Annotated in this window: 17 protein-coding genes and 3 rRNA genes; 9 read left to right on the forward strand and 11 right to left on the reverse strand. The window is 37.0% G+C overall.

What is annotated here, in order from left to right:
- Positions 1-88 precede the first annotated feature (88 nt).
- On the forward strand, positions 89-811 hold the full coding sequence (locus BN1865_RS08040) for a helix-turn-helix domain-containing protein (RefSeq protein WP_050636727.1): 723 nt from the start codon (positions 89-91) through the stop codon (positions 809-811).
- 239 nt (positions 812-1,050) lie between these two features.
- Here BN1865_RS08040 and BN1865_RS08045 read toward each other — a convergent pair whose 3' ends face one another.
- On the reverse strand, positions 1,051-1,551 hold the full coding sequence (locus BN1865_RS08045) for a cysteine hydrolase family protein (RefSeq protein ID WP_050636728.1): 501 nt from the start codon (positions 1,549-1,551) through the stop codon (positions 1,051-1,053).
- A 380-nt stretch (positions 1,552-1,931) separates the two neighbouring features.
- On the opposite strand from BN1865_RS08045, the gene BN1865_RS08050 reads away from it, so the two are divergent.
- The gene (locus BN1865_RS08050) at positions 1,932-2,351 is read left to right on the forward strand and encodes a GNAT family N-acetyltransferase (protein ID WP_050636729.1); all 420 of its coding nucleotides are present in this window, start codon (positions 1,932-1,934) and stop codon (positions 2,349-2,351) included.
- A 275-nt stretch (positions 2,352-2,626) separates the two neighbouring features.
- Here the strand turns inward: BN1865_RS08050 and BN1865_RS08055 are convergent, their stop codons facing one another.
- Positions 2,627-3,889 carry a replication-associated recombination protein A gene (locus BN1865_RS08055; RefSeq protein WP_050636730.1) on the reverse strand — a complete coding sequence of 421 codons (1,263 nt, stop codon included), beginning with the start codon at positions 3,887-3,889 and terminating at the stop codon, positions 2,627-2,629.
- Between the two features lie 75 nt (positions 3,890-3,964).
- On the opposite strand from BN1865_RS08055, the gene dtd reads away from it, so the two are divergent.
- On the forward strand, positions 3,965-4,417 hold the full coding sequence (gene dtd, locus BN1865_RS08060; protein WP_050636731.1) for a D-aminoacyl-tRNA deacylase: 453 nt from the start codon (positions 3,965-3,967) through the stop codon (positions 4,415-4,417).
- Between the two features lie 408 nt (positions 4,418-4,825).
- On the opposite strand, the gene BN1865_RS18390 is transcribed toward dtd, so the two are convergent.
- Complete coding sequence (locus BN1865_RS18390; RefSeq protein ID WP_157844080.1) at positions 4,826-5,059, reverse strand: hypothetical protein; 234 nt, start codon at positions 5,057-5,059, stop codon at positions 4,826-4,828.
- Between the two features lie 269 nt (positions 5,060-5,328).
- Here BN1865_RS18390 and BN1865_RS08065 point away from each other — a divergent pair, with 269 nt between their 5' ends.
- Both BN1865_RS08065 and BN1865_RS18395 read left to right on the forward strand, forming a co-directional pair.
- Complete coding sequence (locus tag BN1865_RS08065; protein WP_232780323.1) at positions 5,329-6,780, forward strand: ISL3 family transposase; 1,452 nt, start codon at positions 5,329-5,331, stop codon at positions 6,778-6,780.
- 2 nt (positions 6,781-6,782) lie between these two features.
- Positions 6,783-6,950: a hypothetical protein gene (locus tag BN1865_RS18395; protein ID WP_157844079.1), complete on the forward strand. Its 168-nt coding sequence runs from the start codon at positions 6,783-6,785 to the stop codon at positions 6,948-6,950.
- Between the two features lie 114 nt (positions 6,951-7,064).
- Here the strand turns inward: BN1865_RS18395 and BN1865_RS08070 are convergent, their stop codons facing one another.
- The 8 genes from BN1865_RS08070 to BN1865_RS08100 form a co-directional block, all read right to left on the reverse strand.
- The gene (locus BN1865_RS08070; protein WP_050636732.1) at positions 7,065-8,174 is read right to left on the reverse strand and encodes a phosphotransferase enzyme family protein; all 1,110 of its coding nucleotides are present in this window, start codon (positions 8,172-8,174) and stop codon (positions 7,065-7,067) included.
- Complete coding sequence (locus BN1865_RS08075) at positions 8,171-9,097, reverse strand: nucleotidyltransferase family protein (protein ID WP_050636733.1); 927 nt, start codon at positions 9,095-9,097, stop codon at positions 8,171-8,173. Before BN1865_RS08075 ends, BN1865_RS08070 begins: the two co-directional genes overlap by 4 nt.
- A 5-nt stretch (positions 9,098-9,102) precedes the next feature.
- Positions 9,103-11,262, reverse strand: coding sequence for a 1,3-beta-galactosyl-N-acetylhexosamine phosphorylase (gene gnpA, locus BN1865_RS08080; RefSeq protein WP_050636734.1), 2,160 nt, complete (start codon positions 11,260-11,262; stop codon positions 9,103-9,105).
- Between the two features lie 3 nt (positions 11,263-11,265).
- On the reverse strand, positions 11,266-12,390 hold the full coding sequence (locus BN1865_RS08085) for an ABC transporter ATP-binding protein (RefSeq protein ID WP_050636735.1): 1,125 nt from the start codon (positions 12,388-12,390) through the stop codon (positions 11,266-11,268).
- An 11-nt stretch (positions 12,391-12,401) separates the two neighbouring features.
- Positions 12,402-12,569: a DUF6903 family protein gene (locus tag BN1865_RS18610; protein WP_198527255.1), complete on the reverse strand. Its 168-nt coding sequence runs from the start codon at positions 12,567-12,569 to the stop codon at positions 12,402-12,404.
- A gap of 12 nt (positions 12,570-12,581) precedes the next feature.
- Positions 12,582-13,460, reverse strand: coding sequence for a carbohydrate ABC transporter permease (locus tag BN1865_RS08090; RefSeq protein ID WP_050636736.1), 879 nt, complete (start codon positions 13,458-13,460; stop codon positions 12,582-12,584).
- A gap of 12 nt (positions 13,461-13,472) precedes the next feature.
- Positions 13,473-14,369, reverse strand: coding sequence for a carbohydrate ABC transporter permease (locus BN1865_RS08095; RefSeq protein ID WP_050636737.1), 897 nt, complete (start codon positions 14,367-14,369; stop codon positions 13,473-13,475).
- Positions 14,370-14,437: 68 nt separating this feature from the next.
- Positions 14,438-15,829: a carbohydrate ABC transporter substrate-binding protein gene (locus BN1865_RS08100; RefSeq protein WP_050636738.1), complete on the reverse strand. Its 1,392-nt coding sequence runs from the start codon at positions 15,827-15,829 to the stop codon at positions 14,438-14,440.
- Positions 15,830-15,982: 153 nt separating this feature from the next.
- Between BN1865_RS08100 and BN1865_RS08105 the strand changes: the two genes are divergently transcribed.
- The 4 genes from BN1865_RS08105 (at position 15,983) to rrf (ending at position 22,015) form a co-directional block, all read left to right on the forward strand.
- Positions 15,983-16,885 carry an AraC family transcriptional regulator gene (locus tag BN1865_RS08105; protein WP_050636739.1) on the forward strand — a complete coding sequence of 301 codons (903 nt, stop codon included), beginning with the start codon at positions 15,983-15,985 and terminating at the stop codon, positions 16,883-16,885.
- 277 nt (positions 16,886-17,162) lie between these two features.
- A 16S ribosomal RNA gene (locus BN1865_RS08110) occupies positions 17,163-18,686 on the forward strand.
- A gap of 231 nt (positions 18,687-18,917) precedes the next feature.
- Positions 18,918-21,829: ribosomal RNA gene (locus BN1865_RS08115) — 23S ribosomal RNA — on the forward strand.
- Positions 21,830-21,906: 77 nt separating this feature from the next.
- Positions 21,907-22,015, forward strand: a 5S ribosomal RNA gene (gene rrf, locus BN1865_RS08120).
- The 16S, 23S and 5S rRNA genes sit together here, the layout of an rRNA operon.
- The last annotated feature ends 11 nt before the right edge of the window (positions 22,016-22,026 follow it).

Consider the following 22,026-nt stretch of genomic DNA (forward strand, 5'->3'; position numbering starts at 1 on the left):
TGCAACTGTTGGTTGTCAGATTTCAAAGAGTGAGTTGGTAGTTTTTCTGGTTGAATTTTGTATAATAGAAGCAAATAGGAGGGGAATTATGAAGTTACAAGAAAACTTAACAGTGTTAAGAAAACAAAAAGGTTTTTCGCAAGAAGATTTGGCATATCAATTAGGTGTTTCAAGACAATCAGTGAGTAAATGGGAATCAGGTATTTCAGTTCCAGAATTGGAACGATTAATTGAAATTGCTGATTTATTTGAAGTGACTCTAGATGAACTTGTGAAAGGAGAACAGACAAAAAAACAAGGGATAATCATGACTGATGAGCAACTTCATCGTGTCATTAGAAAATCAAGAGAATTTGAATATAAAAGTCGTCTTATGATTGGAAATATTCCACTTGTGCATGTTAATGTTGGATATGGTAAAAAAGTAGCCAAAGGTATAATAGCATTAGGTAATATATCAATTGGTGTGATTAGTATTGGTGGTATTGCAATTGGGTTATTAAGTTTGGGCGGTTTTGCTTTAGGCGCTCTGGCATTTGGAGGTGTTGCTATTGGGATAATGGCACTAGGTGGTGTTGCTTTAGGATATGTTGCACTAGGAGGACTGGCAGTTGGAATTTATGCATGTGGAGGATATGCCATTGCTAGTCAAATGGCATTTGGTGGTAAAGCAATAGGACATATTGCTATTGGAGCAAGTGTTCATGGTGATTATTGTCTACAAGGAACAAATTTCTCAAGTCAAGAAATAACACATTTTTTGCAGTCATTACCTGATAATATTCCTCAATGGATAAAAATATTTTTTTAACAGTAAAAATTAGAATAATCTATCAATATCAAAGGTAGACTAAAAGCCACATAAATGCTTTGTTTTTGTGGCTTTTTACATTCTTGCTAGTTTTTTTGTGAGTTTAATTTCCCTCGATTTTTCTTATTCCATTTGTATTGTTAATGATATATCCTCGTGTTTTTATCAAGTTGATTGACAATGAGGCTATTATCTCTATTTAGTACGATTGTAATTTCTGCACTATTAAATCTCCTCTTTTAAATATTTTCTTCCTGCATTTCAATGATTTGTACATTTGCTTTTGTTAGCTGTTCTCTTTTTTTGGAGAAACGTTCCATACTTTTTATACCAATATAAGTCAACGGAAAAATCACAGAGTATCCTAATTTTGAAGCATCTATTGCCGAGGAAGCAACACAACAGTTTCCGTCAATTCCAATACATTCTATATTATGGATTTTGTTCTCTTTTAATATTTCTAATAGGGTAGGATTACTGAAAATGCTGGATTTATCTTTTTCTACAATATAGTTTGATACAATTGTCAAGCCTTCGACAAACTCAGAAACGTATATCTTTTTGTTACGTCTGCCTACATTTTTTATATAGATAACTGTATCACCATGTCTTGAAGCAGTTGCTATACGTTCGTTGATTTTATCAATCAGTGTTTGGGAATAAAATTTATTTTTACTCTTTTCTCCAATATAGTCAGCTTGCATATCTATCACAATTAACGCTGTTTCATATTGCTTCATCTCATAACCTCCCAATTTTTTGTGATTCCATTATATAATATATAGGATGTGACATCAATGATTACAAAAATATATGTTCTTTTACTGTCAATGATATGATATTTATCGTTATATTCCTTGTGTTGCAGGTAATGTAGTCATAAATTTCATAATAAGTATAGAAGGAGTATACTTTTTTTAGAAAAACAGCTTGTTGTGTGTGATTTTTAACTATCTGTTCATCATTTTCATTGAGTAATGTTCTTTATATTATATTGTGGTGATATTAATAACAACATGTTATAATCAAGACAAGAGAAATAATGAGTAAAAGTGAGAACCAATGGCTATTTTGTATATTATGGCAGAGTGGTAAAAATCAAAAATTGTGAGGAACGTATATGATAGAAATTAGATATTTGAAAAGCTCTGATAAACAATTTTGGTATAGTCTTGATAAACATTTAGCAGAAGCAGAATTTATAAATAAGGTACATTCTAAAAGAGGCTATGTTATTTTAATGAATGATAAACCAATAGGGTTGTTAAGATATAATCTATTTTGGGATAATACTCCATTTTGTACAATGCTTATGATTGATGAAAATTATCGTGGAAAAGGTTATGGGAAACAATTAATAGAATATTGGGAACATGATATGAAAGCAAAGGGATATGGTATGTTGTTAATATCTACACAAGTTAATGAAACATCACAGAATTTTTATCGTAAATTGGGTTATAAGGATTGTGGCAGTTTAGTGATTGATGTTCCTGGTTATGCACAGCCTATGGAAATGTTTCTTATCAAAGCAATTTGATAAATTCCATTATGCTAGGGAGATGAAGGTGAGTATATGATACAATGAGAAATAACAAGTTGTCCTTTTGCTCACTATAGTTATGATATTTATCTGTTATGTTATAGGGATAAAAATGTTGTTGTAATAAATAGTTTTGAGAATGTATGTTATAAAGGCAGTACATTATTTATGGGAATTAAAAAATGTATTGAGATAGTATAATATTACAATACACTTAATACTCTTACTTAGAAGAATTAATAAAAAAATAGGACTTTTAAAGATTTGAGGTCCTATTTTTTATGATTTAAATCTTTGATTTTATGTGTTCGTCCATGTTTTAAAATACGACGATAATTTTCAGCTAAAGCTTTTTCATAATGACTCGTCATCCAAGGAATATAGAATTGTTCATTTTTAAGCTGTTCAGGCAGATATTGAATGTATTCCCATAGTTCGGGACGATTGTAATCATATTTTTCGTCTTCTGCTAAGCCTACAGGAGTGAGACGTAAATATTTTGGTGCAGGATAAGGATGTGTCGCTAATGAAGATAGAGCGGCATCTATCGCTGCTTCTGAGGACTTTGATTTAGGTGATAAACAAAGATCAATAATTGCACTTGCGATGGGAATGCGTGCTTCAGGGAAACCAATAACCTTTGCGGCCTGAAAAGCTAAAACTGTCCTCATACAAGCATTTGGATTGGCTAAACCAATATCTTCATAAGCAGTAGTAATAACTCGTCTTTCTAGTGATTCAAGGTCATTTGCTTCAATTAATTTACCTAAATAATACATAGCTCCATTAGGATCACTTCCACGAATTGATTTCTGTAAACCACTGAGGGTATCATAATATTGATCTTCATCTTTATCAAACTGAGCATTTGCTTTCCCAAGAGCATTCTTAATCATTTCCAAAGTAATCAGATTATCTTCACTTAAGATACTTGCAACTTCTAGACAATTATATGCAAAGCGAATATCTCCACTACTTAATTTAGCAATTGCTTCTAAGACACCATCCTCAACATGATAGATATTATTCAATCCATTTTCACTCATTAAAGAACGATTAAGTCCTTCAATAATATCTTCTTGTGATAATGGTTTGACTTCAACAATTTGACAACGAGAACGAATAGCTGGGTTAATGGAATGATAAGGATTGGCAGTTGTACAACCGGCAATAATCAATAAACCGTTTTCAATGTGTGGTAATAAGTGATCTTGTTTATCTTTATTTAAACGATGAACTTCATCAATAATGACAAATAATTCACCACTCATTTTAGCTTCCTCTATAATTATATCCATTTCTTTTTTGTTTCCAGTTGAAGCATTAAAAAGACGATAAGGAATATCTAAATCATTAGCAAGTGCACTTGCTAATGTTGTTTTTCCACAGCCAGGTGGACCATATAAAATTGTTGACATAGGATGCTTTTTTTTAACAAACTGTGTAAATAATGCTTTTTCTCCAATAAGATGCTTTTGTCCTAAAACATCTTTTAATGATTTAGGACGCATACGATGTGCTAAAGTTGTAGCCATAAAATCTTTCCTTTTCTTATAAATTTGTTTATAATAAGTATAGCATTTTTAAATGAATAATGATAGGAGCGAGTTATGAAAGTTGTTGTACAAAGAGTAAAAGAAAGTTCTGTAACAATTGATGGAGAAGTCAAAGGTCAAATTGGAAAAGGTTTTATGTTATTGGTTGGCTTTAGTAATGATGATAATACAAGTATTATTGATAAAATGATTGATAAAATCATTCATTTGCGTGTATTTGAAGATGAGCAGGGGAAAATGAATTTATCTTTATCTGATATAAATGGAAGTATTTTATCTATTTCGCAGTTCACATTGTATGCTGATTGTCGTAAAGGACGTCGTCCTGGTTTCACCGATGCAGCAAAACCAGATATAGCCATTCCACTTTATGAGGACTTTAATCAAAAAATAAAAGAAGCAGGGATACATATTGAAACAGGTGTTTTTGGAGCTGATATGAAAGTTGCGCTTATTAATGATGGACCAGTGACAATTATTTTAGATAGTCGTGATATATGTAAATAAATTTGAGTTGTTGTCATAAAGACTCTATGCAAACTTTAAAATAACTCATATAATATATGAGAATAATATTTGCGGTTTGTAATGTCTATGTTCTTATTGAAAAGAACAATGAAATGATCTTATTTAAAGGGAAAAGTTTATCATAAAAGATAGACTTTTCTTTTTGATTGAAAAAAGTATCTTTTTATAAGATACTTTTTTACAGAGTAATTAAATATCTCTGGGGTTTTTACTGGCACTCAAATTTATTGGGGTGCCTTTTCTTTTTATATTGTTTCTTCTTTTCATTTCTATGGGGTTCTTTCTCTTTATATTTTCTCTAAATCATTATATGATTATTTTATAAAATTTACAGAAAGAAAATGGATAAACAATCGCCCCGACCAAAGTTTGATTATTTATCCTGTCCTATTGAAGAACACTATGATAATAATTCAAACTCACAAAAAAATCAAGCCTTTCAATCAGTTTGTTTATGACAGATTGATTAGAAGCATCAACTTCAATAAAATTGAGTGCTCCAGTTGTCATTCCCACAGCTGGACTTTTCATGCCTACTATGATCGTCATACTGATTTCTTCAATAGAGATATTGTTATCAGAATACTGAGAGTTCAATGCACTGATTGCGGTGTGACTCATGCAGTTCTTATTCAGGAAATGATTCCCTATTCAATTGCCGATTTCTCTGTTATCTGTTCATCTGTCAATTATTCTCAGTTCACTTATTCCTCTCATCGCTTTTTTCTCATCCATAAATATCACGATATCCCCCTTAGATACATAACCTTATGCTGGATGAACCGCAGAAATCATCCTTGTCTTTTCTATTTTCCCACATGACTTTTGTATGCCTTTCCCTTTTTCTATGTTACTTTTGTCTTAGAAACAAGATGAAAGGAGATTTTTATATGAAGGCTATCGATGCACCACCTCTTTTGGAAGATGGTGAACTGCTCAATACTACCATTATGCCTATTATTTCCGAAAATGATATTCTCAAGTTCTTCAATCTTGAAAAAGATGATATTCAGGAATTCAGAATCACCCATCAGTCAGATGGAATTTACATCTGCATCAGACTGAATGTCAAATATCATCAGTGTCCTGTATGTGGTCAGATGACTGATAAAATTAAGGATTATTCTCAAAAAAAGATTATTCATTCCGTTCTTAATTATTCCCAGTGCTTTATCATATACGAAGCCAGAAGATATCGCTGTCCTCACTGTCACAAAACATTCTTTGAACACAATCCCTTTGTATTTGGAAGTTCCAGAATCTCTGTAGCGACTGTATCCAATATCCTCAGAGATCTTAAGCTTCCCAATGAAACATTCACATCTGTTGCCAGGCGTTATCATGTTTCAGTAACCTCCGTCATCAATATCTTTGATGATCATGTCCGTATTTCCAGGAGACCTCTTCCTGCATGTCTGGGTATTGATGAGGTTTATGCATTCAAGACTTATAAAAGCAAATTTGTCTGTGTGCTGGTTGACTGTACTGACCAGAAGATTGTTGATGTCCTGCCAACACGTAAAAAGGATGACCTGATCAGCTACTTTATGCTTATTCCCAGAGAAGAGCGTGAAAAGGTGCTGTACTGTTCGTTTGACATGTGGGAAACCTACAGGATTGTTGCCAGACACGTCTTTCCCAATGCAAGCTGCTGTATCGACAAGTTTCATGTTGTTCAGGAACTGGGGCGAAGAATGGATAAAGTCAGAATATCAGCTCAGAAAAAGTACATGACACAGATCAGGGAACTTCAACAAAAAAAGAAGAATATCGGCCTTACAAAAGAAGAGGAATATATATACGAGGAAGCATCCAGACACTACTATGTGCTTAAAAAATTTAACTGGATGTTCATCTCAACTGACAACAGAATATTTGATCCCAATGAGGAAAAGAGATACAACAGAAGACTGGAAGGATACTACAACTATTATGATCTGTTTGATTATATGGTGAAGTATGACAGAGAACTTGATATCGCCTATGACCTTAAGGACAGTGTTACCCGTTTCTACAGACAGTGTCATTATGAAGACGCAAAGAAAAAACTGGAAGAAATCATTATCGACTTCAGGTGCTGTCCTATAGAAGAGATGAGCCAGTTCGCCAACACTCTGACAAGATGGAAGCAGGAAATCATCAATTCCTTTATGATTGTAGACAGGGAGAAAAACAGAAAGATGAATACTGCGATTGTAGAGAACCGCAATAAAAGCATCAAGCTGATCAAACATGCATCAAATGGATACCTGAACTGGGAACGTTTCAGAAACAAAATCTTATTTTCACTTAACAGTGATACAACCTATTATCTCAATATTATAAAAAAGGAGGACAAATAATAATGATAAAGACATACAAGCTTATTCTGGAGGACGATGAGAATAGGATTCTTGAAGAAGATGAAGTTCTGGAAGAAATACTGGAAGACATAAGTAATATGTATAGAAGAATCATGATAATATCTTCAAAAGTAGATAAGATTTTAGAAAAATCCAATGAACGATTCTAATTAAAAAAGTCTATACAAAAAAGTGGGGTCAGTTAAGCCCCACTTTATTTGATAGATGAGATTCACGAAATCCCAAGTTATTTTAGATTACCTTTTTACATAATTGTTTTTATTTTAGCTGCTATATTTGTCAACAATAGCATTCATGATATCCCATTTTTTCTCCATATCTTCAACCAATTTAAATTGTGTTCTACAGCGATCCAAATTGTGTGTAGCATATTTTGTTTTAAAATAAGTATCACCTTGCAGATAATCGGTTAAAAAACGGATACCACATTCAAGTGTCATTACTTTTGCACCAAGTGGTAAAGCTTTTATCTCGGCTTGACTAAGACGACCATTACATCCCTCAATAAATCCTTTGGTATAGACTTCAAATAAATGCATATCACATTCAATTAATGATAAATCTTTCTCATCTTCAGCTCCAGTACTGGCACCAAAACGAATAGAATCACCAAAATCATTAATAGATAAACCTGGCATAACTGTATCTAAATCAATCACGCATATCCCTTGATGTGTTTTATCATCAATTAAAACATTATTTAATTTTGTGTCGTTATGTGTAACACGTAGAGGCAGTTCACCATTTTTTTGCATATCACTTAAAATATGTGTATCTTCTACATGTTTATAAACAAAATCAATTTCTTTTTGGACATCTTTTGCACGCTGACAGATGTCTTCTTTGACAGCTTTTTGAAAAACTTGGAAACGTGCAGCAGTATTATGAAAATCAGGAATTGTTTCATGGAGTGTATGAGCAGGATAATCTGCTAATAAACTTTGGAACTTTCCAAAAGCTAGTGCACTTTGATAAAAATCTTCTTCACTTTCGACTTCATCATATCCAGTTGCACAAGTGATAAAATGATATGCACGCCAGTATTCACCTTGACTATCTTGATAATAGGGTTTTCCAGATTTATTGAGAATGACAGTTAGTGTTTCTCTTTCTGGATCTCCACCATTTTGAATGATTTTTTTTCTTAAAAAATCAGTCACATTCATTATATTTTCCATGAGTTCAACAGGTTTTTTAAAGACATTTGTATTCATTCGCTGCAAAATAATAGGTACTATACCCATATGTTTTATTTTATATTCCAATAAATATGTGTCATTAATATGGCCACTACCATAGGGGCAAGCGTTAATGATTTCACCAACAAAATCAAAATGTGAAATAACTTCGTTAAGGATTGGTTCATTAATCATTGTTTCTCACCCCATAACATTGTAGGATATATACCATCTTTTTTCATCTTTTCAATGGCTTCTACGATTATTGGTTTGTCTTCTTTATAAGTGACCCCATACCATTGATTGGCTGTTGTTAAAACTTCAACTGTTGCCTTTTTTTTATTTAATAGATGGCTGACAACACTAGGAATAAAATATTCACATTTTAATGGATTGGATATCAATCCATCATCTAAGAAAGGTTGTAATCCATCACTGATTTCTTTGATAATACTTTTTGAAAAGCCCCATAGATTCATTGAAACAGTTGCTTGAGATGGCAAATCATACCATTTGTTATCATCTTCACTATAAGCCGCACCATGATCTGTCTTTTTGATTTTCGTTCTTTCAATAATGTTGATTAATTGATGTTCTTCATTAACTTCACATACGCCTCTAGCTACTGTTCCATTTTCTGTTAGCGTTTTTTCGATTTGATAACCTACCATAGCATAACGATATTGCGTATCATCAGTATGCTGCAATAAATAATCATAAATCAATTGAAAAGCTTCTACTCCATAATAATCATCAGCATTAATGACTGCAAAAGGACCATCAATAATATCACGACAACAATATATTGCATGGGCAGTTCCCCATGGCTTTTGTCGCCCTTGAGGGACGATGTTTCCTAAAGGAATATCATTAATTTCTTGATATGCATAATGAACTTTCATTATTTTAGACATGCGATTTCCAATGATTTCTTTAAAATCTTTTTCAGTTTCACGTTTGATAATAAAAATCACTTCTTCAAAGCCAGCACGTTTGGCATCGAAAATAGAAAAGTCAATAATAATGTGTCCATCACTATCAATTGGATCTATTTGCTTTAATCCACCATAACGACTCCCCATTCCAGCTGCCATAATAACAAGTACGGGTTTTTTCATAATCTTCACTCCTTTATAGTTATCCAGCGAAGCTCCATTGGCAATAAGTTGAGGGTTTCAACTTTTTGTCCAGAAATATAAAGATCACTTGATAATGCTTCTGTAGTATTGTTAATGACAGCAATCTTACCAACCTTTTCAAATGCAGCCACTTCTGTATTGACATTGCTGACATAATATTTCTTCATTTCATCTTCTTTGCCTGCTGCCCAATAAATAGCTCTTAAAAGAAGACGACAGTTTTGTGGAGAATAAGGCAATCCAGCAAAATAGATGCTACGACCTTTTCCATAGGTATTTGTTACTAACTGTGCATATCCATGATGCTGATTTAAGATTTGATAATTCTCACCATGAGCATAGATGCCATTCATACCTTCACCAAAGTCAATTTGTCCATCGATATCTTCTAATAAGAAGTGATGTGAATCCACTTCATTATATTTATCATGACTTAACGTAAAACCAACTTCTTTATCAACACCAAGAACATCACTTAGTTGGAAGAATTGTCCTTGGTGCTGATAGGCAGTTGGTTCACCAACACCAATAAATCCACCACCTTGATCTACCCATTGTCTGATTTTTGTAACAACAGTTTCATCAATCCAATTTTTTTCACCTGACCATGATGTATAAGCACTTCCTGCATTAATAACAACTTTATATTGATCAAGTTGACCATTTTTAATATCGTCAAAATTAATAAAGTCAATATCAATAGGCATCCCACTTAAGCATTCAATAATTCCAACATAAGAATAAATTTCACGATACCATATAGCATGATGAACTTGGTTATTCATCCAACGGCGAGATGCACCCCAGCAATTTAAAATTGCAACTTTAAATGGAGAAACATAGGCACTTGTTCCTTGAATTGTATCATGAATATCTCTAAATTCATCAACAACATGAGTAATTGTATCAATAAAACCAGGCCACTGTAAGGCTAATTTTAAATATCCACCATACCCAATACGATCTAAAGGACTTCTTAATATTGCACGTCTGGCTTTTAACCAATTACTATGGGCCTCGCCAATAGGGTCACCACCTTCAGTGAAAACATCTGGGAAGAAGTAAGGAAGGAGGCGACCTTCAGTATATTTGACACCTTTAATATCAGAAATCATACGCATTGTGACACCGTCACCAACAGAACCAACAACTGCATCTAATCCAATTGTTTCAAAATATGGTCCATAAGGTTCTGTACCAATCCAATGGTCACCTAAGAACATCATGGCTTCTTTGCCATAACTATGCACGATATCGACTAATTCTTTAGCGAGTTTGCAAACTTCTTGTTGCTGGAAATCAATAAAATCTTTAAATTCTCGAGAAGGAACTCTAAATAAAGAATTGTGGTATCCTTGATCTACAATAAATTCAGGTCTAAATTTATAACCAGCCCATTTTTCAAATTGTTTAAGAATATAAGGAGATACACTTGCACTATATCCAAACCATTCAACGAATTTCTCACGCTTTTGATCATCAAATGTTAAAGTGAATTGATGAAAGAAAGTTGTAAAACGAATGACATCAATATGAGGATTATCCTCACAGAATTTTCTGAGTTTTTCTTTGACAAAAACTTGTGTTTTCGGTTGTCTCACATCAAATGTTAATTGATGAGGAGCATCTTTCCAGTCGTTTGTAATGAAGTTATACATATGCACAGGATCCCATATCAAAAAGGCTAAGAAACTGACAGTGTATACATGGTAGGGAATTGTTTGAATGGTTACACTGCAATTTTCCTCACTATAAGTCCATTGTGATGTTGGGACGATTTCACCGGTAGTGCGGTCAATCACTTCCCACCATTCATAAGGATCATCAATAAAATTTGGCTTTAATTGTTCAGTATGAAAACCTTTCATTAAACTGATTGTAAGTGAAGTGTTTCTAGCAGTATAGCGATCAGTTATTAAATATTCTTGCTGAATTTCTTCAGGATGAGCGAGTGCCCAATCATTATCTTTTCGTGTTGTATAATAAGTTGCATAAATTTTTGCATCTAAACCCAAGATTTCTTCTGGCATTTCTGTACCATCACAATCTCGAATAGCATCTGCTCCCAATTTCTCTTTCAATGCAATTGTTTGATCAATTACATCTAAATCAGTAGGGAGAGTTAATCTTCCATAATTTTTCATGATTTATCCCTCGTGATTTTCCAAAATATTTAATTCAGTTTCTTTATCAAAGAAATGTGTTTTATTCATGATATAAACAAAGGCACCTTCATCGTTCGCTCTTAATGGTGTACTACCAGGAACTTTAACAACAAAAGGCACATCATCTTTTGTCATATGAATAAAGCTTTCTGAACCCATTAATTCAACAACATCAACTTTGTTTTGGAATGATGCTTCAGGATGATGCATGATGTATTGAGGATGCGTAGAAATATCTTCTGGTCGAATTCCCATTGTCACAGTTTTTCCAATGTATCCTTTATCTTTAAGTATTGTTGCTTTAGATTCTGGTATTTCTAATGTAATATCAGATAATTCAATATATAACTTTCCTTCTTTTTCAATGATTTTTCCATCTCTAAAGTTCATTTGAGGACTACCAATAAAACCAGCAACGAATTTATTGATAGGATGTTCATAAAGATAAGTAGGAGCAGCAACTTGCTGAACACGACCATCTTTCATAACAACAATTCTTGTTCCCATTGTCATGGCTTCCGTTTGATCGTGAGTGACATAAATAAATGTTGTACCAAGTTGCTGATAAATTTTTAAAATTTCAACACGCATTTGTACTCTTAACTTAGCGTCTAAGTTACTAAGTGGTTCATCCATTAAGAAAACTTTTGGTTCACGGACAATCGCTCTTCCTAAAGCCACACGTTGTCTCTGCCCACCAGAGAGCGCTTTAGGTTTACGATCCAAATATTGTTCAATATCTAATGCTTTGGCAGCGGCACGAACTTTTTGATCAATCACATCTTTAGAGACTTTCGCAATCTTTAGTCCGAAAGCCATGTTATCGTAAACTGTCATATGAGGATAGAGTGCATATGATTGGAATACCATAGCAATGTCTCGATCTTTTGGAGCAACATCATTCATCAGTGTATCATCAATGTAAAGTTCTCCTGCTGAAATATCCTCCAATCCAGCAATCATTCTTAGGGTTGTAGATTTTCCACATCCGGAAGGACCTACAAAAACAATAAATTCTTTATCAGCAATATCTAAGTTAAAATCAAAGACAGCTTGAACATTATTGTCATATATTTTATCTATATTTTTAAGTGATAATGTAGCCATTATATTTCCTCCTATTTATATTTCTTATTGTATAAATATAGTAAGACCAATAAACCAGTCAAACCTACAAGTTCCATGCCAAGTCCAGCATAACCAACATTTTGTTGTCCAAAGCATACCAGTCCAAATGAAATGACAAAGCAAATAGCAGCGATTATATTTTTTGTTGTATTACTCATATCAGTTCACCTCTAATCTTTCAATCCACCAAGAGTCATCCCTTGGGTTAATTTCTTTTGAACCATGATATACAAGATCAGTGTTGGCAACATAACAATAACCAATCCAGCATATAATTGACCATAATTTGCAGCTGCCATTTGTCCTTTAGATAAAGTGACCAATCCAACAGGTAAAGTCTTAGATGCACCAGGCATTAATGTCAATGCAATGATGTATTCATTCCAAAAGGCTAAGAAGTTAAATAAGATAACTGTAATAATACTTGGTTTTGCCATTGGGGCCATGACTTTCATCATTGTCTTAAAATATCCACATCCATCTATAAATGCAGCTTCTTCGTAAGCTTTTGGAAGTGTTCTAAAATAACTGCTTAGCAGATAAACTGTAAAAGGAATAGCAGTCGCCGCATAAACAATGGCTAAAACAACAATATTATCTAAAAAGAAGAAATCTCCAATGATATCATAAACAACATCATCCCAAGATGTTAACATTAAGAAAATAGGGACAACAATGTAATTCACATTGATAAACAAACCACCCATAAAAGCAGTATTAATGAGTTTCTTACCTTTGAAGTCAAATCTTGCTAAAACATAAGATGCTGGTAATGCAATGATAACAAGTAAAAATAAACCTAAAGCAGTTACAATAACTGAATTTAAGAAATATTCAGCCATATTGGCTTTTTCAAAAGCATCAATAAAGTTTTGAATATAAAAACTAGCAGGTAATGACCATGGACTTCCCTGGAATTCAGCATTTGTTTTTAAAGAAGACATAAATACCCATATAACAGGAACTATGATTGATATAGCAAGTGTAATTAAGGCAACATACACAAATATTTTATAAAGTTTACCACTACTTATTTTTTCTTTTTTCATGTGTGTCCCTCCTTAGAATTCATATTCTTCACGTTCTGTTACTTTATTAATAACAGCACTCAATAAGAATGAGAAAATAAATGTAACAGCACCAATAGCCATACCATAACCATAACTTGCATTGTTATAAGCTTGATCATAGAGGTAGAAGAGCAGAACACGGCTGGCACCATCTGGTCCACCAGTTGTCATAACTTGAACCAATAAGAAACTTAAGTTAATTGTACTAATAACAAAGAAAGTTAAAGTTGTACGAATATTGCTCCAGACAAGTGGAAGAGTAATTGTAAAGAATTGTTTGATTTTTCCACAGCCATCAAGTTCAGCTGCTTCATAATAATGAGCAGGAATAGATGACATACTAGCCATATACATAACCATATAATATCCAATCGCTTGCCAAATCAATGCAAAGGCAATTGAATACATGACAATAGACTGATTTCCTAAATAAGGGATACCTTGCCAATCTTTGCCCATAAATATGCCCAAGACACTATTTAACAATCCATTTGCTGAAGGGTCATAAATGGCTGAGAAGATAGCTCCAATAACAACTATTGATAATATATTAGGAATGTAAAAAATAACTCTAAAGAAATTTTGTCCTTTTAACTTTTCTCTGACTAATATTGATGCGAATATAATAGCAAGAGCAAGTGTAAATATTGTCACAATGACAATGACAAATATTGTATTTTGGAAAGCTCTAATAAAGTTCATATCTTTAAATAAAATCAAGAAGTTATTGAGCCCAACAAATGTTTTTTCATCAGAAAATCCGCCCCATTTTAATGTCGACATGAGAAAGACATTAATGGTTGGATAAACCATAAAGACTGTGAATAAAATAACTGCAGGAGCAAGACATAAAATGATAAAACGTCTTTTTTCTTTTTTCTTATTCATAGTAATCCTCCTTCTTACTTATAAGAATAGGCGGTGTTCCCACCGCCTACCTCGTGTTTTTTATGAAACTATTTATTTGCATCTGCAATTTTTTGAACTGCATCTACAGAAGCGTTATACCATTCATCAACTGTTTTATCACCAGAAACAACTGAGTTAATAGAACCAAATAAGATTCCAGTTTCACCAGTTAAAGTTACACCTTCAACAGCATTCGCTGCCATAAATGTTGAACTGTTTGTTTTTACACCTTTATCAGCCATTGTAAACATGAAACTATCAGATTCAGCAACTCTCTTTTCAGAACCTTTGATTGGAATTAAGAAACCTGCTTTGTAAATTTCTTTTTTAGGATCTTCGCTCTTTTTCATTGCTTCTTCATCTAAAGCACCATATTTGTAGAATAAATCAGCTGCTTCATCGCTATAGCAGTAAGCCATGAATTTCATTGCTAATTCTTTATTTGCAGCTTTTTCAGGAACATACATTTGTTCTACGAAGTTAGTTGAATATGAATCTCCACCAGCTTTAGCAGCAGGAATACCAGTGATTCCCCATTCAAAACCATCAGGAGTTGTTGCGGCCATTTCACCTGGTAACCAAGTTCCGTTAGGGCAGAATAATGCTTTACCATCAATAATTAATTGTTGATTTTTTGTGAAGTTATCACCATTAGCATTTGCAACTGTAGTAGGAGCAGTATATTTTGCTAATTTACCAACGATTTCAAATGCTTCTTTCACTTCTGGAAGTTTCCAAGCATCTACATCATAACTAATTAATTTTGCATAAGTTTCAGGACCAGCAGTTGCATTCAATAATGAAGTGAAGAATGCATCAAAGTAACCAGCAGTAGGATAAGTAAATAATGAAATTCCTTCTTTCTTTGCTTCTTCAGCTAATTTCCACATTCCATCCCAATCTTTTGGAACTTCCCATTTCTTTTCTTTGAATAAACCAGCATTATAGAATAATCCACAAGGCGCATTATTTAATGGTGCTAAATATAATTTCCCATCACCATAAGGGTCAGCAGTTGCTCCTTGAACAAATGAAGATAAAATTTTGTCTTTAACTTTTGTGCTTTCACCAGGGATTTCTGTATCTAATAATGCAGAAATATCAGCGATTTGTTTTTCTTTGATAAGTGTGTCAGTTAAACCACCAACTCCACCTACAGTTAAATAAATGATGTCAGGCACATCTTTCCCAGCAGTGATTTTTGGTCTGACAACATCACTAATCTTTTTGTCAAAAGTTGCATTGATTTTCACACCATTATCAGCTTCGAATTTCTCAATGACTTTTTTCCAGCCTTCAGTACCATAACCACCATCAAGACCAGCGATTGTTAATGTTTTTCCATCAGTAGTGTCTTTATCTTTGGTTCCGCAACCTACAAGTAAAGAACCTAACATCAAAACAGAAAGTCCTAAAGATAACACTTTTTTTGTTTTCATTTTCTTGTTTTCCTCCTTCATGATATCTTATAATACCAATATATCTAAATGTAACCGCTTTATCTACCTAAAAATTGTTAATTGTTTTATATATATTGTTTTTTGCGTAAAAAAATTATAAAATAGAAATGAAATAAAGGAATGGTGATATTGATGAGTAATAATAGAATAGATATTTCTAGAAATGATATTTTTGATTATGAAGCAAGGCTGATTTATATAACCTATTCTAAATTTGAAAATGATTGGACATCTTTAATGCATTTTCATCCTTTTTCAGAAATATTTTATGTTGTTGGAGGAAAAGGAAAATTTACAGTTGAAAATGATACTTTTGATGTCAAACAAGATGATATGATTATTGTGAATCCAAATGTTTATCATCATGAGGATAGTGATGGAGATCATCCATTGGAATATGTTGTTTTAGGGGTGGAAAATCTTTCTTTTGGTTTAAATGGTGAAGATAATGAATTTTTATATCAGAGTTTCGAAAAGAATAATGATGATATTCAATATTATATTACAAATCTTTTGACTGAGAGTGAAGAAAAACAGATGGGTTATGAAAATGTCTGTCAAAAATTATTTGACTTATTTTTATTGAAAGTTATGCGATATATGAAATTGAATTTAAGTGATAATCCAATCCAAAAACCGATGAAGAGAGAAATTAGGATGATTTGTCAATATATTGATCAAAATTATGCTGAAGATATGTCATTAGAATCTCTTGCTGAATTTATGAAGATGAATAAATATTATATGGCTCATGAGTTTAAAAAGAATATTGGTGTTTCACCAATTAATTATTTGATTGAACGAAGAATTAAGGAATGTAAATCACTTTTAACAACGACCAGTTTATCAATTGCTGAAATATCTGAAACGGTTGGCTTTTCTTCGCAATCTTATTTCTCACAAATTTTTAAGAAGAATACCAATATGACTCCTAAACAATATAGGGATGAAAGTATATACAATAGTAAAGGGAAGAAAAAAGAAGAAGGACCATTATATCAAAAACAATATATTTTTAAATCAATCGAAGAATAGCAAGTGAATGATATGTTATATATAATATAGATAGAACAACCAATTATTTTCAGTGAAATTTATTGTCATCATTTTGATGATTTCATAGTTAAAGAAAGAAATTTAAAAAAAATATCATTTTTTGAAAAAAAGGCTTGCAAAAGGGTAAAGGAGATGATATTATAGATGAGCACTCGAGAGAGAGGGCAAGGGACATTGAAAACTAAACAGAAACACGTCAAAAAGAGAAACAGGAAACAAAGAGAGTCAAGAGAACAAGAAATTGTTTAGGAGATAGACAATGGAGAGTTTGATCCTGGCTCAGGATGAACGCTGGCGGCGTGCCTAATACATGCAAGTCGAACGCACTGATTAATCAGTGAGTGGCGAACGGGTGAGTAATACATAAGTAACCTGGCCTTGTGAGGGGGATAACTGCTGGAAACGGCAGCTAAGACCGCATAGGCAGAGGGGTCGCATGACCTCACTGTTAAATATCCCACGGGATAGCAGAAGGATGGACTTATGGCGCATTAGCTAGTTGGTGAGGTAGAGGCTCACCAAGGCGACGATGCGTAGCCGACCTGAGAGGGTGGACGGCCACACTGGGACTGAGACACGGCCCAGACTCCTACGGGAGGCAGCAGTAGGGAATTTTCGGCAATGGGCGAAAGCCTGACCGAGCAACGCCGCGTGAGGGAGGAAGTACTTCGGTATGTAAACCTCTGTTATAAAGGAAGAACGGCATATGTAGGGAATGACATATGAGTGACGGTACTTTATGAGGAAGCCACGGCTAACTACGTGCCAGCAGCCGCGGTAATACGTAGGTGGCGAGCGTTATCCGGAATCATTGGGCGTAAAGAGGGAGCAGGCGGCAATAGAGGTCTGCGGTGAAAGCCCGAAGCTAAACTTCGGTAAGCCGTGGAAACCAAATAGCTAGAGAGCAGCAGAGGATCGTGGAATTCCATGTGTAGCGGTGAAATGCGTAGATATATGGAGGAACACCAGTGGCGAAGGCGACGATCTGGGCTGCAACTGACGCTCAGTCCCGAAAGCGTGGGGAGCAAATAGGATTAGATACCCTAGTAGTCCACGCCGTAAACGATGAGTACTAAGTGTTGGGGGTCAGACCTCAGTGCTGCAGTTAACGCAATAAGTACTCCGCCTGAGTAGTACGTTCGCAAGAATGAAACTCAAAGGAATTGACGGGGGCCCGCACAAGCGGTGGAGCATGTGGTTTAATTCGAAGCAACGCGAAGAACCTTACCAGGTCTTGACATACCGATAAAAGCCTCAGAGATGAGGAAATAGCTATATCGGATACAGGTGGTGCATGGTTGTCGTCAGCTCGTGTCGTGAGATGTTGGGTTAAGTCCCGCAACGAGCGCAACCCCTGTTGCCAGTTACCATCATTAAGTTGGGGACTCTGGCGAGACTGCCTCTGCAAGGAGGAGGAAGGCGGGGATGACGTCAAATCATCATGCCCCTTATGACCTGGGCTACACACGTGCTACAATGGACGGATCAGAGGGAAGCGAGACCGCGAGGTGGAGCGAAACCCATAAACCCGTTCTCAGTTCGGACTGCAGTCTGCAACTCGACTGCACGAAGCTGGAATCGCTAGTAATCGCGAATCAGAATGTCGCGGTGAATACGTTCTCGGGCCTTGTACACACCGCCCGTCACACCATGAGAGTTGGTAACACCCGAAGCCGGTGGCCTAACCGCAAGGAAGGAGCTGTCTAAGGTGGGACTGATGATTGGGGTGAAGTCGTAACAAGGTATCCCTACGGGAACGTGGGGATGGATCACCTCCTTTCTAGGGAGAAGAGAAGACGTGGAGATCTGTTTAGTTTTGAATGTGCGTTGCGTGCATTCAAGGCAGGAACATTGAAAACTGAATAGCAAACTAGCAAAAACTTTTTACAACAGAAAAGAAGATAGATGAAGAAGAAACGAGATCAGGAAAGAGATTGAAGGTCGATTCATCTAGTTGCAAAAAACTAAGATAAACAAAAGAGAAAACAAGAAAAAGAACTTGAACACTTTAGGTTAAGCAAGAAAGAGCGTATGGCGGATGCCTAGGCACTAGGAGGCGAAGAAGGACGCAGCAAACGGCGAAACGCGGCGGCGAGCAGTAAGCAGGCTAAGACCCGCTGATGTCCGAATGGGGGAACCCGGCACATCGAGAGGTGTGTCATCATGCATTGAATATATAGATGCATGAGGCAAGACGCAGGGAACTGAAACATCTCAGTACCTGCAGGAGAAGAAAGTAAGAACGATTCCGTAAGTAGCGGCGAGCGAAAGCGGAGGAGCCCAAACCATCATAGCGATGGGGTTATAGGGGTGTCAGCAAAGTTGAGCGAGCATGATAGGAGAAGCGCAGGGGAAGGCGCAGCGAAGAGGGTGAAACTCCCGTATCCGAAATTGTGGGAGTGAGACGAGACAGACCCTGAGTACGTCGGGGCACGTGGAATCCTGACGGAATTATCGAGGACCATCTCGAAAGGCTAAATACTCCCTAGTGACCGATAGTGAACCAGTACCGTGAGGGAAAGGTGAAAAGAACCCCGGGAGGGGAGTGAAAGAGAACCTGAAACCATATGCTTACAAGAAGTCAGAGCCCGTTAAAGGGTGATGGCGTGCCTTTTGTAGAATGAGCCGGCGAGTTATGATATGGAGCGAGGTTAAGCAGGAGATGCGGAGCCGAAGCGAAAGCGAGTCTGAAAAGGGCGGAAGTTGCATGTCATAGACCCGAAACCGAGTGATCTAGCCATGATCAGGTTGAAGTTGGGGTAAAACCCGATGGAGGACCGAACCGACCCCCGTTGAAACGTTGGCGGATGAATTGTGGCTAGGGGTGAAATTCCAAACGAACTCGGAGATAGCTGGTTCTCCCCGAAATAGCTTTAGGGCTAGCGTCGCAGGAAGTGTCATGAAGGTAGAGCACTGAATATGTGATGGCCTCATCCCGAGGTACTGAGCATAATCAAACTCCGAATGTCATGAAGACATATGCGGCAGTCAGACTGCGGGTGATAAGGTCCGTAGTCAAGAGGGAAACAGCCCAGACCATCAGCTAAGGTCCCAAAATATATGCTAAGTGGAAAAGGATGTGGAGATGTCCAGACAACTAGGAGGTTGGCTCAGAAGCAGCCATCCTTTAAAGAGTGCGTAACAGCTCACTAGTCGAATGACTCTGCGCCGAAAATTTACCGGGGCTAAGCATAATACCGAAGCTATGGATTTATACGAAGTATAAGTGGTAGGGGAGCGTTCCTGACAGCGAGGAAGCATGATCGCAAGGACATGTGGAGCGTCAGGAAGAGAGAATGCCGGTGTGAGTAGCGGAACGTGGGTGAGAATCCCACGCACCGAAAACCCAAGGTTTCCAGAGGAAGGTTCGTCCGCTCTGGGTAAGTCGGGGCCTAAGGCGAGGCCGAGAGGCGTAGTCGATGGATAACGGGTGGAGATTCCCGTACCTGGCGAAGAGGCAATGGAGTGACGGAGAAGGCTAGGCGATCCAGCTGCTGGAATAGCTGGTGCAAGCGAGGTAGGGGACATCCAGGCAAATCCGGATGTTGAAACCCGAAGGCGTGAAGCGTATGGAACATTACGATAAGTACAGAAGTCGCCAAAGCAAGCTTCCAAGAAAAGCTTCTAGCAATAAACTCTTTGTCAGCCCGTACCGAAAATGGACACACATGGGTGAGGAGAGAATCCTAAGGTGAGCGAGAGAACTATAGCTAAGGAACTCTGCAAAATGACTCCGTAACTTCGGGATAAGGAGTGCTCAGTGAAAGCTGAGCCGCAGTAAAACGGCCCAAGCGACTGTTTACCAAAAACACAGCTCTCTGCCAAGACGCAAGTCGAAGTATAGGGGGTGACGCCTGCCCGGTGCTGGAAGGTTAAGAGGAGTTGTCATCCGCAAGGAGAAGCAATGAATTGAAGCCCCAGTAAACGGCGGCCGTAACTATAACGGTCCTAAGGTAGCGAAATTCCTTGTCAGGTAAGTTCTGACCCGCACGAAAGGCGTAACGATTTGGGCGCTGTCTCAGCTGTAGACTCGGTGAAGTCTTAGTACCTGTGAAGATGCAGGTTACCCGCGACTAGACGGAAAGACCCCATGGAGCTTTACTGTAGCTTGATATTGGATCTTGATGCATGATGTACAGGATAGGTAGGAGACTGAGAGACGGATACGCCAGTATTCGAGGAGTCGCCGTTGGGATACTACCCTTGATGCATTGAGGTTCTAACCGGACATCGTGAAGCCGATGACGGGACAGTGTCAGGTGGGCAGTTTGACTGGGGCGGTCGCCTCCCAAAGAGTAACGGAGGCGCCCAAAGATACCCTCAGCATGGATGGAAACCATGCGCAGAGTGCAAAGGCAAAAGGGTGTTTGACTGCGAGACCAACAAGTCGAGCAGGGACGAAAGTCGGGCTTAGTGATCCGGCGGTGCCGAATGGAAGGGCCGTCGCTCAACGGATAAAAGCTACCCTGGGGATAACAGGCTGATCTCCCCCAAGAGTTCACATCGACGGGGAGGTTTGGCACCTCGATGTCGGCTCATCGCATCCTGGAGCTGAAGTCGGTTCCAAGGGTTGGGCTGTTCGCCCATTAAAGCGGTACGCGAGCTGGGTTCAGAACGTCGTGAGACAGTTCGGTCCCTATCTGTCGTGGGCGTAGGAAGTTTGAGGAGAGCTGCCCTCAGTACGAGAGGACCGGGGTGGACAGACCAATGGTGCACCAGTTGTCACGCCAGTGGCACAGCTGGGTAGCTAAGTCTGGAAGGGATAAACGCTGAAGGCATCTAAGTGTGAAGCCCCCTCCAAGATGAGACTTCCCATTCAAAGCGAAGTAAGACCCCTCTAAGACGAAGAGGTAGATAGGTCATAGGTGCAAGCATAGCGATATGCTGAGCTGAATGATACTAATCGGTCGAGGGCTTAGCCTAGAAGAAGGGTTCAAGGAGAAAGAAGCTAGAGAGCTGTTCAGTTTTGAGTGCTCGTGCATTCAGGAGAAGGAAAGAGATCCGGTGGCGATAGGGTGATGGAGACACCTGTACCCATACCGAACACAGAAGTTAAGCATCACAGCGGCGAAGATAGTGCGCAAGTGCGACAATAGCAGGCTGCCGGTTCAATCCGGGAG

It is taken from the genome of Candidatus Stoquefichus sp. SB1 (assembly GCF_001244545.1).
Classification (GTDB): Bacteria; Bacillota_I; Bacilli_A; order Erysipelotrichales; family Coprobacillaceae; genus Stoquefichus.